This window comes from Amycolatopsis sp. cmx-11-51 (assembly GCF_047608665.1).
GTDB lineage: Bacteria > Actinomycetota > Actinomycetes > Mycobacteriales > Pseudonocardiaceae > Amycolatopsis.
In genome coordinates this window covers 140,590-156,868 of sequence record NZ_JADNQO010000004.1, presented here as the reverse complement: position 1 = coordinate 156,868, position 16,279 = coordinate 140,590, and the positions used below count along the sequence as shown (strand labels likewise).

The following is a 16,279-nucleotide window of genomic DNA, read 5'->3' as shown; positions in this document are numbered from 1 at the left end:
GTCGCCCGCGTGATTGAACGGCGATCTCACGTGATTGAACGGCGAACACGCGTGATTGAACGGCGATCAGCGGGCAGGGGCTAGGGGCGGGCCGCGGAGGCGTGACGGGGGTTGCTGATCCGCCGCACCGCGTTCGCGCAGGCCAGTGACTCCAGCAGCGGCACGGTGCGGTCCCAGCCCAGGCAGGCGTCCGTGATGCTGAGATCCGGCCGGGGCGGCACGGCACCGACGTCCTGCCTGCCGTCGGCGAGGTACGACTCGATCATCACGCCCGCCAGCGCGTCGTTGCCCGCCGAGATCTGGTCCGCCAGGTCCGCGACGACGAGGGGCTGCCGGTTGTGGTCCTTGCCGCTGTTGCCGTGCGAGGCGTCGACGACGAGACGGTGCGGCAGGCCGACGGTGGTCAGCGCGTCGAGGGCGTCCGCGACCGCGTGGGCGTGGTGGTTCGGCTTCGGGCCGCCGCGCAGGACGAGGTGGGCGTCCGGGTTCCCGGTGCTGCGCAGGATCCGCGGGCGCCCGTCCGGTGCGGCGCCGGGAAACACGTGAGCCAGCCCGGCGGCCTGGATCGCGGAGACGGCCGTGTCGAGCCTGCCGGAGACACAGTTCTTCATGCCCACCGGCATCGGCAGCCACGACGCCAGGTGCCGGTGCGGCTGGCTGGCCACGGTCCGCGCGCCGATCGCGCCCCAGCTGATGGTGTCCGCGAAATAGGGCGCCAGGAACGGATCGACGAACTCGTACGCCAGCGGCAGCCCGGTCGCGGCGGCGTCGACAAGGAACTGCCGTCCGATCCGCACGCCGGACGCGAGATCGCCCTTGCCGTCCAGGGTGGGATCGGGCACCAGACCGGTCCAGCCCGCGATCGTCCGCGGCTTCTCCAAGTAGGCGCGCAGGACGACGACGAGGTCGTCGGCGAAGCGCCGGGACACCTCGGCGAGCCGGTGCGCGTACTCGAGCGCGCCGCCGGGGTGGTGCACCGAGCAGGGACCCACGACGACGAGCAGCCGCGAGTCGCGCCGGGCGAGGACATTCGCGACGGTTTCGCGGTGCCGGGCGATCTCCTCCGCCACGACGCCGTTCGTGGCGATGTCGGCCGGGCTGGGCAGAGTGTCCTGGTCAAGCATCCGCATGACCTCTCTTCTTGTCGGGGGCGGCCACCCCGGTCCGGGGCAGCCGCGTCGCACCGGCGACCGCCACGACGGCGAGGCCGAGAACACACCAGAAAGAGTCGGCGAAGGCCGCGGCGACGTCCGGGCCGCGCGCGGCCAGCCGGGCCTGCAGCACCACGGCCAGCACCGCGGTGCCGATCGAGCCGCCGAGCGTGGTGAGCAGATTCAGTGCCCCGGCCGCCCGGGGCAGCCGGGCGGGTTCGACCCGGCGGTAGACGATCGTCATCACCGGCGCGCCGATCAGCGCCGCGCCGAAACCGCGCAGCAGCAGGGAAACCACGATCACCCAGTCCGGGAGACCAGGGCCGAGCTGGGTGAAGGGCGCGGTGCCGAGAGCGACCAGCCCGATGCCGCTCAGCACCAGGGTGCGCGGCGAGATCCGGTCGACGAGCCGGTTCACCAGCACCGACCCGGCCGCCGCGCCGATGCCCTGCGGCACCAGCAGCAATCCGGTGTCCCAAGTGGACAGTCCGGCGCCGCGCTGGAGATACAGCGGGAGCAGGAACATCGTGCCGAACACCGACGCGCCGAGCAGGACCAGCGCCAGCGCGGCGACCCCGAACGGCGGCTGGGTGAACAGCCGCGGGTCGAGCAGCGGCGCTTCGGCTCGCAGACCGTGCCGGACGAACGCCACGAGCATCACGACACCCGCCGCGACCGCGATCCCGGCGACCACCGGGCTCCCCCGTTCGAACCAGGTGAGCCCGAACACCAGCACCGCGAGCCCCGGCGAAAGCAGCAACGCGCCCCGGAAGTCGAACCGTTCACCCCGCCCGCCCGGCTCTCCGGCCGGAACCCAGCGCCGCGCCAGGAGGATGGCCACCACGCCGACCGGAAGGTTGACGTAGAACAGCCACGGCCAGTCGGCGATCGCGAGGATCGTGCCGCCCGCCAGCGGGCCGAGCACCGGCGACAACAGCGGCACCAGGCCGACGACGCTGATCAAGCGGCCGATCCGGTCCGGTCCGGCGGCCCGCGCCAGCAACGCCTGGCCGATCGGCGGCAGCAGCCCGCCCGCGAGCCCTTGCAGGACACGGCAGGCGATGAGCGCGGGCAAAGTCGGTGCCAGCGCGCACAACAGGGACGCCAGCAGGAACACGACGACCGCGGTGAGCCAGACGCGGCGGCCGCCGAACCGGTCGGCGAGCCAGCCGGACGACGGCACCGCGGTGACCACGGCCAGCAGGTAGGCCGTCGTCACCCACTGGACGCCGGTGACCGGCGCGCCGAACTCCTCGGCGAGGGTGTCGACGCCGACCGAGACGATCGTGCTGTCCAAGGTCGCCATGAACGTGCCGAGGACCAGCACCGACGCGGTGCGCCACAGCGTCGCGTCGATCGGGCGCGCGGTCACCGCTCCCCCGCGAATTCGGCGGCGTCGCCGTCCAGCCAGGACGGCAGCTCCCGCAGGAACCGGACCAGGTCGTCCGCCAGTGGCCGAGCGTCTCCGCCCCGTGCGTAGAGGACGCCTTCCCAGCCGTGCTCGCCGGGAACGACGGTGACGCTCACCGGATGGTGGGTCCGTTCACGGAACCGGGTGCCGGTGACGGTCAGGCCGGGCGCCGGTTCGCGCAGCTTCGCCGGATCCACCGGGTAGTTCTCGAAGACGAGCAGGCTGTCGAACAGCCGCCCGCGTCCGGCGAGCGACGCCAGTTCCGGCAGGCCCATCCGGTGGTGCGCGATCATGGCCTGCTGCCGTTTCTGCAGGTCGGTGAGCGCCTCGCCGACAGTTCCGGTGAACCGGGCGCGAACCGGGACACTGTTCGCCAGCAACCCGATGATCTCCTCGACACCGTCCACATCGGACGTCCGGTTCGAGGTCATCACCCCGAAGCTGACGTCCGGGCGCCCGGCGTGGTTCGCGAGCACGGCCGCCCAGGCGCCCTGCAACAACGTGTTGACGGTGAGCCCGCGTGCCGCGCCGAGCCGGGTCAGTTCCGCGACCAGCTGACCGTCCACGGTGAACACCACCGGCTCGGCCGGACCGCCGGTACGCGGCAGGTGGTCACCTTCGGGCAAGCCGTCGAGTTCCGCCCGCCAGGCTCTGACGTCGGCGGAGTGATCGGCCGCGGTGAGCAGGCGGGTGTACCGGGCCAGCGGTACGGGCTCCGGCAGCGGCTTCCCCGCGTACAGCGCGAACAACTCGCCGAGGACGCGAGGCGCGGACCAGCCGTCGGACAGCAAGTGGTGACTGGTCAGCACGAGGGTCTGACGGCCGGGCCCTTGCCGCAGCACGGTGACCCGCCACAGCGGACCGTTCGCCAGATCGAACGGCTCAGCGAGTTCTTCGTCCAGCGCACTGTCCACATCGGACACTTCACGGATGCCGAACCCGGCTTCCGGTACCGCGGGAATCACCTGGACCTCGTGCGACGGCGGGAACACGGCGCCCAGGTTCGGGTGCCGTCGCACCAGGGTGGTCGCCGCGGCCCGCAGTGCCTCGACGTCGAGTTCCCCGGACAGCGCGAAAGCGGCCTGCACCGGATACGGATCCTCGTCCGCCGCGCGGGACTCGCGCAGGATCACCTCCTGCAACGGCGTCAGTGGCAGGACCTCGCCCGGTCCGGGCGGATCGGCGGCGAGTTCGTCCAGTGCCCGGCGGAAGTGCTCACCCAGTACGGCGATCTCGTCGTCGGTGAACAGCGCGGACGGCCAGGTGAAGCGGACGCCGAGCGTGCCGCCGTCGGGGACCATCGCGTTCACCGTCAGCGCGTACGGCAGCGGCAGGTCCGCGCCGCCGCCCGAACCGAGCGGGTCGGCGTCCGGCGGGCGCTGCCACGGCGTTTCGTCGACCGGCGGCGCCGGGAACCGGCCGAGGTAGTTCCAGGCGATCTCCGGCCGGGTGCCCCCGACGCCGAGTATTCCGTGCCCGAGGCCGTCGCCGGCGGCGCGGAGGTGGTCGCGGACCGCCCTCAGCGCGTCCGGCAGCGGTCCGGCCGTCGGGGTGATCCGCGCCGGATGCACGGCGGTGAACCAGCCCGCGGTCTGTGCCAGGTCGACGGTGCCCGCGAAGTCCGGGGTGTGCCCCGGCCGGCCGTAGCTTTCGACGGCGACGAGCAGATCGGCTTCGGTACCGCGCCAGGTGGCGACCGCGCGGGCGAGCGCGGTCAGCAGCACGGTGTCCGGCCCGGTGCGGTAGGCCGAGGGCAGGGCGGTGAGCACGGCGTGGGTGGTGTCCGCGCCGATGTCGATCCGGTGGTGCCGTGCGGTCGCCACGGTGTCGCGCGCCGGATCGAGCCCGGTCCGGCCGAGTCGCGTCGCGGGCGCGGTGGCGATCGACTGCCAGTACGGCAGTTCGTCCTGCCGAGCCGGTGCGGCGGCCCGCAGCGAACGCGCCCAGCCGAGGAACGACTGCCCGCGCCGGTGCGGGGTGTTGCCGTGGAAGGCCTGTTCGACGTCGTCGAGCAGGACGCGCCAGGTCACCGCGTCGGCGACGAGGTGGTGCGCCACCAGCAGGAGCCGTCCCGGGCGGTGCTCGCCCGCGTCCACCAGCACCGCGTGCAGCAGCGGGCCGGTACGGGGGTCCATCCGGGCCACGATCTGCTCGACCCGCGCGTCCAGCACCGCGCGCGGATCGTCGGCCACCCTGGCGGTGGTGAGCACGTCCGCACCGGTCACCGCGCCCACGGCGGGTATCCGCAACGCGTCCTCGACCAGATGCGCCCGCAGGACGTCATGGCGGGCGAGGACGGTGTCGAGCACCGCGCGCCACCGCGGCACGTCGTCCGCCGACGGCACGCAGACCTCGACCCACTGGCAGAACCCGTCCGCCGCCTTTTCCGCACGCAGCAACAGATCGCGCATGATCGGCGTGAGCGGCGCATCGCCGACCGCGGGCGCCTCCTCGGCCTGTTCGGGTTCGCCACAGCGCGCCGCGATCCCGGCGACAGTGCCGCCTTCGAGGACGTCGCGCGCGGTCAGGTGCAGCCCTTCGCGGCGGGCGCGGGAAACCACCCGCAGCGACGCGATGCTGTCCCCACCCGCTTCGAGGAAGCCGTCGTCCAGGCCGACGCCGGGGCCGAGCAGATCGCGGACGACGTGCAGCAGCACGGCTTCCGCGGGAGTCGCCGGTTCCCTGCCACCCGTCGAACGGGCCTCGGGCGCGGGCAGTGCGGACCGGTCGAGTTTGCCGCTCGGGCCGAGCGGAAGCCGCTCCAGCGGCACGAACGCCGTCGGAACCATGTACGCGGGCAGATCCGCCGCGAGGTGCTCGCGCAGCGCCGCCGGATCGGGTTCGGCGCCGTCGACCGGCACGACGTAGGCGACCAGCCGGTCTTCGCGGACGATCACGGCGGAGGCACGCACGTCGTCGTGCCCGGTCAGCGCGGTCTCGATCTCACCGAGTTCGATCCGGAATCCGCGCAGCTTGACCTGGTGGTCGGCGCGGCCGAGGAAGACGATCTGCCCGTCCGGCCGCCACCGGACCAGGTCACCGGTGCGGTACATGCGCTCCCCCTGCGGCCCGAACGGATCCGCCACGAACCGTTCGGCGGTCAGCGCCGCCCGGCCGACGTAGCCTTGGGCGAGCTTCGGGCCTGCCAGGTACAACTCGCCGGTGACGTTCGTCCCGACCGGGAGCAGACCGCCGTCGAGCACGTATGCGCGGACTTCCGGATCTGGGCGGCCGATCGGCAACGGCCCGGGGTCGGCCGGGTCGTAGTGCCAGGTGACCGAGTTGATGGTGACTTCGGTCGGGCCGTAGGCATTGAACAGCGCCCGCCGGTTCCCCCAGCGCCGGGCCAGTTCCGGGTCGAGGCGTTCGGCGCCGACGACGAAGAACACGTCCGGATCGACGGTCGTGTCGTCGGGCATGGCCGACAGGAACGACGGCAGCAGGTTCAGCCCGGTGACCCGGTGTTCGGCCGCGTAGGCCAGCAGGTCGTCGCCGGAGACGCGCACCTCCTCCGGCGCGATGACCGACGTGCCGCCGGACAGCAGCGGAAGCATGAACTGCCAGAACGCGACGTCGAAACTCGTCGAGGCGAAGTGCAGGTACCGCTCGGCGGTGCCGATGCCGACGATGTCCTCCTGCAGCGCGATCAGGCTCGGGATCCCGCGGTGCGGCACCGCGACCCCCTTGGGTTTGCCGGTGGTGCCGGAGGTGTAGATGACGTAGGCGAGCGAGTCTTCACTGATCCGAACCGATGGCTGGCTGTCCTTAGTGGACAAATTTTCCGGGTTCACCACCGGTAGCCCGTCGACGTCCGAAGTGGACACGACGGCGGCGGGCTTGATGTCGTCGAGCATGTAGGCCAGCCGGTCGGCCGGGTAGTCCGGATCCATCGGCACGTGCACCGCACCCGCCTTGATGACGCCGAACAGCGCGGCCACCAGATCGACGTCGCGGCGCAGCAGCACCGCGACCGGGTCCTGTGGCCGCACCCCGGCGTCGATCAGGGTGTGCGCGAGCCGGTTGGCCCGCCGGTCGAGTTCGGCGTAGGTGAGGCTCCGGTCGCGGCAGACCACGGCTTCGGTGTCCGGGGTCTCGCGGACCCAGCGGCCGAACTCCTCCAGCATCCCGCCGCGTTCGCGCCTTGGCTCCGGCCCTTCGCCGAGCCGCAGCATCGCGCGTTCCTCGTCGGCGTCGAGCGCGCGCAGCCGGGCGACGGGCCGCGCCGGATCGGCGACGATCTCGTGCAGGACGGCGCGCAGCCAGCGCCCGTAGGACTCGGCCTCGGCGCGGGTGAAGGCCTGGGGCTGATAGCCCAGGCCGACGGTGAACCCGTCGCCGGGCAGCACGATCACCGTGAGCGGGTAGTGCGTGGCGTCGGTGATGTCGACCCCGACGAGGTCGAGCCCCGGCGCCAAAGTGGTGCGGGCGCGGCTGGAGAGCGGGAAGTTCTCCATCACCAGCATCGTGTCGAACAGGTCGCCGACGCCTGCCGCGCGCTGGATGTCCGGCAGTCCGGCGTGGTGGTGATCGGTGAGCCGGACACTTTCGGTGTGCACGCGTTCCAGCACGGTGACCGCCGTGTCGGCGGCGTCGAACCGGACTCGCACCGGGATCGTGCTGCCGAGCTGGCCGATCATCCGCTCGACGCCGGGGACGTCGGCGGGCCGTCCGGAGACCGGGCAGCCGAACACGACGTCGCGGCGGCCGGTCAGCCGGGCGAGCAGGACACCCCACGCGGTCTGGAACACCGTCGTCGGCGTGATCCCGCGTTCGCGGGCGAAGGCGCGCAGCCGTTCGCTGAACTCGTCGCCCAGTTCCACGGTGACCCGGTCCGGACGCTCCACAGTGGACTCGACGCTCGCGGGGGCGAGCCGCGTACCCTCATCGAGACCGGCCAGCGCCGCACGCCACGCGTCCAATGCCGCGTCCGGATCGCGTTCGCCGAGCACCCGGTGATACTCCGAGAGCGGCGGAGCGACCGGGGCCGCCGGGCCGCCGCCGAGTTCGGCGTAGGTGGCCAAGAGCGTCCGGCCGACCAGCGGCATCGACCAGCCGTCGAGCAGCGCGTGATGGTTGGTGAGCACCAGGCGGTGCTCGTCCTGGCCGAGGGTCAGCAGCAGGAACCGGATCAGCGGCGGGGTCGCCGGGTCGAACGGGCGGGCCAGTTCGACCCGGCATTCGGCCGCGACTTCCCCGGGCGCCGCGCTCACGTGCCGCCAGTCCAGCGACACCGCCTCGGGCACCACCTGGACGACCTCGCCCGCGTCGGTGGTGTGCAGGTGGACACGCAACGCGGGATGCCGTCGCAGCACTTCCGCCGCGGCCTCGCGCATGCGGTCGGCGTCGAGCGCGCCGCTGAGCAGGGTGACGGCCTGGACCACGTAGACGTCGGTGTCGTCGGCGCCACGCGCCAGGGTGTGGAACGAAAGCCCGGTCTGCAACGGGGTCGCGGGCAGGACGTCTTCGATCCGGCCCCGGCGTTCGAGCGCGTCGATGTCGGCCTGGCCGAGGCCGACCAGCGGCAGATCCGACGGTGTGAGGCCGCCGCCGTCCGGTCCGATCCGGGCGGCGTGCGCGGCCATCGCTTCCAGCGCTCGCGACCACGCTTCCTGAAGCGCCTCGACACTCGCCGACGGCAGGACCGCGCTCGCCGCCGTCCACTCGACGGCGAGCCGGGGACGGCCGCCCTCGCGGACGAAGCAGTTCAGCGCCAGCACTTGGTCCAGAGACTTGCCCTCGGGTTCGGTGACCGCGAACGGGTCTTCCTCCGGTAGCCGCCAGCCGGTACCGGGCAGGGCGGCGAACCGGCCGAGGTAGTTCAGCACGACGTCCGGCGGCGGGGCGGCGGCGAGTTCGTCCCGGGTGAGCGGGTCGAGGTAGCGCAGGACACCGAAGCCGATACCGCTGTCCGGCACGGCGCGTTTGGCCTCTTTGGCGGCCCGCAGCAGCTTTCCGGCCACGGCACCACCCGTGAGCGCGTTGTCGAAGTCCGCGGTCGTGGCCACCTCTCCGGCGGGCACGCGCAGCGGATGTTCGGCGGTGAACCAGCCGACGGTGCGGGACAGGTCCAGGCCGTCCTGATCCCGGCCGTGCCCTTCGAGGGACACGGTTTCGGCCGTGACCGGAGCGGCCCGCCACGACCGGAGTGCGAGCACGAGCGCGGCGAGCAGGACGTCGTCCGGTCCGGCCCGGTAAGCCGCGGGCAGGCCGGTGAGCACCGCCTCGGTCTGCTCCGGTGAGGCGATGGTGACCGAACGCCGCGCGGTCGCGACCGTGTCGGCGGCCCGGTCGAGCGGCCGGTGGCCGAGGCGCGGGCCGTCGAGCGCGCCGCGCCAGTGGTCGAGTTCGCCGCGCCGGGCACCGGAAGTGCCTTGTGCGGCGAGGCGGAGCGCGTGCCGCCGCCACGACGTCCCGGCCGGTTCGAGTGTTTCGCCCGCGCAGGCGGCACGCAGGTCGGGCAGCAGGACTCGCCAGGAAACGCCGTCGATCGCCAGGTGGTGGAGCACGATGACGAGGTGGTCCGGCAGCAACGCGACCCTCAGCACGCCCGCTCGGAGATCGAGCGAGTCCGCGAGGTCCTTGGCGATGTCCGCCGGATCACCTGTCGTTTCGACGACGATGTCAGCGGCGTGCACGGAACCGCGTTCGCGGACACGCAATTCGTCCTCTAGTTGCAGGCGCAGGACGTCGTGGTGGTCCAGCAGCGTTTGCACACCTTCGATCAGCAGGTGGGGCGGCAGGTCCTCGTCGAGCCGGACCGCGGTCCACTGCGTGTACCCCGCGACCGTGGTGACGTCCGGATGCGGGTCGAGCAGGGCGCGGGCGATCGGCGGCGCGGGCACCTCGCCGACCGGCTCGTCCGGCGGGTCCGCCGGGCCGCCGAGCTGCGTGCTCGCCGCCGCCAGCGCCTCAAAACTGCGCCGGGCCAGCAGATCGCGCGGCCGCAGGTCGAGGCCGTGCGCGCGCAGCCTGCTGCTGACGCTGATCGCGGTGATGCTGTCGCCGCCCAGTGCGAAGAAGTCGTCGTCGACGGCGACCTCCTCGACACCGATGACCTCGGCGATGGTCGCGCACAACAGCCGTTCGCGTTCGGTCGCCGCGGTCCGCCCGGCCGCCGCACGCGGAGCGGGCAGTGCCGCGCGATCGATCTTCCCGTTTGAGGTCAACGGAAGTGTGTCGAGTACGACCACCGCGGCGGGCACGAGGTGCTCCGGCACCCGTGCCGCGAGTGCCGCGCGGACGTCGTCCGGGGCGACCTCACCGACGACGTACCCGACGAGCCTCGGTCCGCGCACCGCGGCGGCGCCCGCCCGCACGCCGGGCACGGCGGTCAGCGCGGCCTCGACCTCGCCCAGTTCGACGCGGTGGCCGCGCACCTTCACCTGGCCGTCACGGCGGCCCAGGTACTCCAGCCCTCGGCCCGGTACCCAGCGGACGAGGTCGCCGGTCCGGTACATGCGGTCGCCGGGCGCGCCGTACGGATCGGCGACGAACCGCTCCGCCGTCGCGCCGGGGCGGCCGAGGTAGCCGCGCGCCAGATGCGGTCCGGCGAGGTACAGCTCACCCGGCGTTCCCGCGGGTGCCGGTCGGAGCGCGGCGTCGAGCACCCGGACCGCCGTCCCCGGCACCGCGGTCCCGATCGTCGGTTCCCCGCCGTCCAGCCAGGATCCGGCACCGTCCACAGTGGCCTCGGTCGGGCCGTACATGTTGCGGGCACGGACACCGGACTCCGCGACGCGGCGCCAGAGCGCGGGCGGGGTCGCCTCGCCGCCGAGGACGAGCAGCGCGGGCGGGTTCGGGCCGTCGAGCAGTCCGGCCTCGATCAGGGGCGCGGCCATCGACGGCGTGGTGTCGACGACATCGATCCGGTCGCCGGCGAACGCGGCCAGCAGTTCGTCGGCGTCCCGGGCGACGTCGGTGCCGTAAACGTGGAGTTCGTGCCCGAACAGCAGCCACATCAGCTGGTCGAGCGCGGAGTCGAAGGCGAACGAGTAGGTGTGCGCCACCCGGAGCCGCCTCCCGGCGGCGCGTTCGGTCACGGCGACCGTCGTCGCGCGGTGGTGACGCAGCAGCGTCGCCAGACCGCCGACCCGGCCGAGTACCCCCTTGGGGCGACCGGTTGAACCCGAGGTGAAGATGACATACGCGAGATGTTCAGGGTGACGCGTCACCGGCAGCGGGGACGCGTCCAGTGTGGACAGATCGGTTTCGTTCAGCAGCAACTGCGGTCCGGGCACGATGTCCGCGCTGGTGGCCACCGTCAGGACGGCACCGGCTTCGGCGGCCAGCTCCCGCAACCGCTCGGCCGGATGGGCGAGGTCCAGCGGCAGGAACGCGGCACCGGCGTCCAGCACCGCCAGCAGGGCGACGACGAGATCCGCCGACCGCGGCAGGGCCAGCGCGACGACGTCGTCGGGCCCGACGCCACGCGCCCGCAAAGCCCGCGCGAGCCGGTGAACCCGCGCCACCAGTTCCCCGGCGGTCAGGCGCTCGTCGCCGGACACCAAAGCGGTCTGGCCAGGATCGAGTTCGGCCAGTAGTTCCGGCACACCGGCGGGTTCGCTGCCCGGCGCGGGTGTCGACCACGCGTCCAGCAAGGCGTCCCGCTCCCCCGGCGGGACCAGGTCCGCGCCACCGACCGCCGGGCCGTCCGGGTCGGTCATCGCGGTGATCAGGCAGCGCAACGCGGTCAGCTTCGCGTCGACGGCGGCCTGGTCATGGGTGCGCGCGTCGACCTCGAACCCGAGCAGCAGCCCGCCATCGGAGGTCGGGAGCACGGACAGGCCCATATCCTCGGGCGGCCCTCCGGCGACATTGCGCATGGTGCCGTGCGCACCCGCGAAGTCGAGCTTCAGGTCGAACGCCTTGAGGTTGATACCGCGGCCGTGCAGCAACGCGCCCGCGCCCGGCACCGCCAGCTCCTGCGGCAGCTCCTCGCCCCGGTAGCGCTGGTGCGTGCGCATCTCCTTCAGCGCGCCCGCGACACGCGCGGTCAGTTCGGTGGCCGAGTCCCCCGGGAGCACCGAGACCCGCAACGGCAGCACGTTGACCGCCATCGCCGGAGTCCGCAACGCGGCCCCTTCACGGCACATCAACGGCACCGCGAACACGACGTCGGACCAGCCGAGCACGCGGTGCAGGAAGGCGGCGTAGCAGGCGATCAGCGCGTCGCCCCAAGTCGTTCCGGCACGTTTGCCCAGCTCGCCCAGCCGAGCCACGTCCGAGGCGGGAAGGACCGACCGGGCCGTCACCGTGCGCTCAGGAGGCCCCGACGCGCCACTGCCGTCATCGATGTCCGGCAACGGCGTGAACCGGGAACGCCAGTACTCCCGGTCACGCTCGAACCGATCGCTGTCTCGGTAGGCGCGATCCGCCTCGACCAGGTCGGTGAACGGCGCGAACGCCGACGAACGCGGATTCGTCCCGTTCAACGCGGCGGTGTAGCGCGCCGCGGTCCGGCGGGCGAGCATCGCGGCGGTGTACCCGTCGAACACGAGGTGGTGCCCTAGCTGGGTGAACCACACCTCCGACGCCGAAAGCCGCAGCACGAGATGGGCGAACAGCGGCCGGTCCACCATTTCGCGACACGCCTCGGCGACCCGGCGTCGTTCGGCCGCCACCCGCTCGTGCGCCGCGGCCACCGGATCGGCCTCATTGCTCAGATCCACCACATCCGGCAGGGGCACCGGCTCCGCCGACACCGTCTGGCGCGGCCCGTCCGGCGTCTCGAAGACGCGCAGCCGCAGGCTGTCGGCCTCCTCGACGGTCGCCTGGATCGCCTCGGCCAGCAAGGCGAGGTCGACCGGCTTGTCATCCTCGCCCGCGGTGATCTCGATGACGTCACCGACGACGTAGTACGGCGAGTCGGGCTCCAACCGCTGCGCGGTCCAGATGCCCAGCTGCGCTCCGGTGAGGCTCAGCATGCGGGCACCACCATCGGGGTGCCGGTCACCGGGTCGGGTACGACGACACTGGGGAGATCGAAGACCTCCTTGATGAGCTCGGCGTCGACGATCTCGGCGGGAGCGCCTTCGGCGACGATCCGGCCGTCCCGCAGTGCGACGAGGTGATCGGCGTAGCGGCAGGCCTGGTTGATGTCGTGCAGGACGGCGATCACCGTGCGGCCTTCGTCACGCAGGCGTGCCAGCAACCCCAGCAGCTGGTACTGGTGCGCGATGTCGAGGAACGACGTCGGTTCGTCGAGCAGCAGGTACGGCGTCTTCTGCGCCAGCACCAGCGCCACCCACACACGCTGGCGCTGTCCGCCCGACAGCTCCTGCACCGGCCGGTCGGCGAGGCCCACCACCCCGGCCGCGGTCATCGCGTCGAGTACCGCGCGTTCGTCCTCTTCGGACCACGACGCGAACAGCGACTGGTGCGGGAACCGGCCCCGCGCGATCAGTTGCCGGACACGGACGTCCTCCGGCGCGACCGGATCCTGCGGCAGGAAACCGAGTTCTCGCGCCAAACCCTTGCCGTGGAAGGAACCGACGTCCTTGCCGTCGAGCAGGACCTCGCCCCCGGCCGGGCGCAGCAACCGGACGAACGCGCGCAGCAAGGTCGACTTGCCGCAGGCGTTCGGCCCGACGACCGCGGTGAACGCGCGGTCGGGCACGTCGAGGCTCAGCCGGGTCGACACGACCCGGTCGCCGTAGCGCAGGGTCAGCTCCCGCGCGGTCAAGCGAGCACTCATGTGCGCCGTACCTCCTTGGTGAGCAGCCAGATCAGATAGCCGCCGCCGATCACGGTGCTGACCACACCGACCGGCAGCGCTTCCGGCGCGAGCAACATCTGGGCGGCCAGGTCGGCGGCGGTCAGCAGCACCGCGCCGGTGAGAGCGGCGGGCAGCAGGCCGATACCGGGCGTGCGGGCGAGACGCCGTCCGATCTGCGGTGCCGCCAGCGCGATGAACGCGATCGGCCCGGCGACGGCGGTGACCGTGGCCGTGCAGCCGACCCCGATCAGCACCAGTACCAGGCGCAGCCGGTCCCACCGGACGCCGGTGGTGACCGCCAGCGCGCCGCCGAGCGCGGCCTGATGCAACGCCTGTGCCCGGGTGAACAACACGACGAACAGCACCGCGAGCACTCCGAACGGGATGGCGATGTCGTCCCAGCCGACCCCGTTGAGGGAACCGGCGCTCCAGCCGACGGCCGCGATCGCGATTTCGAGTTCCGCGCGCAACACGATCCAGGAGTTGAGCGCGGTCAGCATCGCGTTGATCGCGATGCCGATGACGATCAGCCGCAGCCCGGACAGCCCGCCGCCGAGCGACAGCGCGTACACGACGGCCGCCGTGAGCACGCCGCCGAGCACCGAACCGACCGTCAGCTGTGTCGAAGTGCCCGAAAGCACGGTGATCGCGAACAACGCGCCGGTGTAGGCGCCGGCGTCGAGGCCGATCACGTCCGGGCTGCCGAGCGGATTGCGGGTGACGCTTTGGAAGATCGCGCCCGCCAGTCCGAGCGCGGCACCGAACACCAGCCCGGCCAGCACCCGCGGCAGGCGCCATTCCCGGATGACCACCCCCGGGCCGCCACCGGAACCGGTGAGCGCGGCGAACACGCGGGCGGGACTCGCCCACGCCGCGCCGTAACAGAGCCCGAGCAGTGTCAGCCCGGCGACGACCACGGTCATCGCCACGAGGAACCAGAGGGTGCGGCGTTCCAGCCGGGCGGAGAACCGCCCGCGCCGCAGGACGAATGCGGTGGACCCAGTGGTGATCACAGCGGCGCCGCCCCGTATTTGCGGACGGCCCAGATCAGCACCGGGCCGCCGAGGAACGCGGTCACGATCGCGACCGGTACCTCACCGGTCGGTAGCAGGACCCTGGATCCGACGTCCGCGGCCAGCATCAGGACCGGGCCGAGCAACGCGGCGAACGCGATCAGCCACGGGATCGACGCACCGGCCACCCGTCGCACCAGATGCGGCACGATCAGCCCGACGAACAGGATCGGCCCGGCCAGCGCGGTGGCCGCGCCCGCCATCAGCGTGATCAGCAGCAGGGTGACCGTCCGGACCCTGGCGACGTTCGCGCCGAGCGTATGCGCGACCGTCTCGCCGAGCGCGATGGCGTTGAGCTGACGGCTCACCGCGAACGCGCCCAGCAGGGACAGGCCGATGATGACCAGTGGCACCGTGGTCGGCGCCTGTTCGCGGCCCGCCAGCGAACCCACCGACCAGAACCGGTAGACGTCGAAGGTGTCCGGGAACAGCAGGCGCAGGCCTAGGGTGAGGCCCAGCAGCACGGCGCTCAACGCGGTCCCGGCGAGCACCAGCCGCAACGGCGACCGGCTGCCGACCGCGTACACCAGCGCCGAAGCGCCGAGCGCGCCCAGGACCGCCAGGCCCAGTTCCGCGGGCGCCGACGCGGCGAGGCCGAACGCCGACCCCACCGCGATGACGAATCCGGCCCCGGCGGTCACGCCGAGCACGCCGGGTTCGGCCAAGGCGTTGCGGGACAAGGCCTGCACGAGCACGCCGCCGACGGCGAGGGCCGCGCCGACACCGATCGCGAGCACCGCCCTCGGCAGCCGGATGTCCAGGACGACCGCCCGGTCACTCGGATTCCCGTCGCCGAGCAGGGCGCGCACGACCTCGCCGGGGGCGATGGCGTGCGCGCCGACGCCGACACTCAGCACGGCGACCACGACGAGCCCGAGCAGTGCGGCGCCGAGCAGCGCGGACCGCCCGGTCGTGGTCACTGCTTGAGCAACGGCGCGAACGCCTGGTCGATGGCGTCCAAAGTGGACGTCGCGGCCCGGTAGGTGGCGGCCTCGGTGTAGCGGAACGGGTAGACCTTGCCCGCCTTCACCGCGGGGAGTTCCTTCCACAGCGGCGAGTCGAGGACGTACTTGACCGGCGCCGGGACGGCACCGTCCGCACTGACGGAGTAGGTGATCGCGTCGGCCTCGGCGAACGCCGTCGACAGCTCTTCGATCGACGGGTACTCGCTGACGTCCTTGGAGCCGCCGCCCTTGACCTTGACCTGGCCGTAGTAGGTGGCGCCGATGTCCTGTGCGGCGTTCGTGCCCCAGGAACCGTTGAACTCGCGCTGGAAGTTGCCCTTCGCGACCTCGCCGTAGGCACCGACGTGGCCGAGCTTCAGCTGCGGCAGCACGGCCTTGTACTTCTCGGTCAGGCCCTTGGCCTTGGTCTCGTACGCGGTCTTGATCGCGTCGAACCCGGCGGCCGCACCGGCGGCGTCGGCCTGCTTACGGGACAGCTCACGCCACATCGACGGCACCGACGGGCCGATCGCCACGACCGGGGCGATCGCTTCGAGGCGCTTGAGGTCGATGTCGGCGAGCACCGGCTTCGGCACGCCGATCACGATCAGGTCGGGGTCGGCCTGCGCGATCGCCTCGTAGTTCGTCTCCGACGCCGCCTCACCCGCGACCTTCGCCAGTTCGTCGTACTTCTTGCGCTCCTGCTCGTTGAACAGCGGGATGCCGCGCTTCCAGCTGGACACCCCGACCAACGGCGCGCCGGCTTCGAGCAGCGCGGGCACGGCGTAACCGGTGGCGATGACCCGTTTCGGCGAGACCGGGATGGTGATCTGGCCGTTGTCGGCCGCGAACACCCGCGTCTGGCCGCCGTCGGCCGCTTTGCCGTCGTCGCCGGAGCCACAGGCGGTGGCCGCGGTCACGACCGTCAACGCGAGTGCGATCGCTCCGGCGAAGCGGCGGGTTCTGGTGGTGCTCATGGGTTTTCC

7 protein-coding genes are annotated in these 16,279 nt (G+C 72.4%); all 7 read right to left on the bottom strand.

The genetic code is table 11. From position 1 onward, the window contains the following. Positions 1–80: 80 nt before the first annotated feature. The 7 genes from ACM6LU_RS17225 to ACM6LU_RS17195 are packed head-to-tail and all read right to left on the bottom strand — an operon-like array spanning position 81 to position 16,270. Positions 81–1,130, bottom strand: coding sequence for a 3-deoxy-7-phosphoheptulonate synthase (locus ACM6LU_RS17225; protein WP_414938718.1), 1,050 nt, complete (start codon positions 1,128–1,130; stop codon positions 81–83). Beyond that, a complete protein-coding gene (locus ACM6LU_RS17220; protein ID WP_414938717.1) occupies positions 1,117–2,523 on the bottom strand; it encodes a DHA2 family efflux MFS transporter permease subunit in 1,407 nt (468 codons plus the stop codon). The genes ACM6LU_RS17225 and ACM6LU_RS17220 overlap by 14 nt, the downstream gene beginning before the upstream one ends. Further along, a complete protein-coding gene (locus ACM6LU_RS17215) occupies positions 2,520–12,485 on the bottom strand; it encodes an amino acid adenylation domain-containing protein (protein ID WP_414938716.1) in 9,966 nt (3,321 codons plus the stop codon). Before ACM6LU_RS17215 ends, ACM6LU_RS17220 begins: the two co-directional genes overlap by 4 nt. Further along, positions 12,479–13,255: an ABC transporter ATP-binding protein gene (locus ACM6LU_RS17210; RefSeq protein ID WP_414938715.1), complete on the bottom strand. Its 777-nt coding sequence runs from the start codon at positions 13,253–13,255 to the stop codon at positions 12,479–12,481. The genes ACM6LU_RS17215 and ACM6LU_RS17210 overlap by 7 nt, the downstream gene beginning before the upstream one ends. After that, positions 13,252–14,289 carry a FecCD family ABC transporter permease gene (locus tag ACM6LU_RS17205; RefSeq protein WP_414938714.1) on the bottom strand — a complete coding sequence of 346 codons (1,038 nt, stop codon included), beginning with the start codon at positions 14,287–14,289 and terminating at the stop codon, positions 13,252–13,254. Before ACM6LU_RS17205 ends, ACM6LU_RS17210 begins: the two co-directional genes overlap by 4 nt. After that, the gene (locus ACM6LU_RS17200; protein WP_414938713.1) at positions 14,286–15,269 is read right to left on the bottom strand and encodes a FecCD family ABC transporter permease; all 984 of its coding nucleotides are present in this window, start codon (positions 15,267–15,269) and stop codon (positions 14,286–14,288) included. The genes ACM6LU_RS17205 and ACM6LU_RS17200 overlap by 4 nt, the downstream gene beginning before the upstream one ends. Further along, positions 15,266–16,270: an ABC transporter substrate-binding protein gene (locus ACM6LU_RS17195; RefSeq protein WP_414938712.1), complete on the bottom strand. Its 1,005-nt coding sequence runs from the start codon at positions 16,268–16,270 to the stop codon at positions 15,266–15,268. Before ACM6LU_RS17195 ends, ACM6LU_RS17200 begins: the two co-directional genes overlap by 4 nt. Between the last annotated feature and the right edge of the window lie 9 nt (positions 16,271–16,279).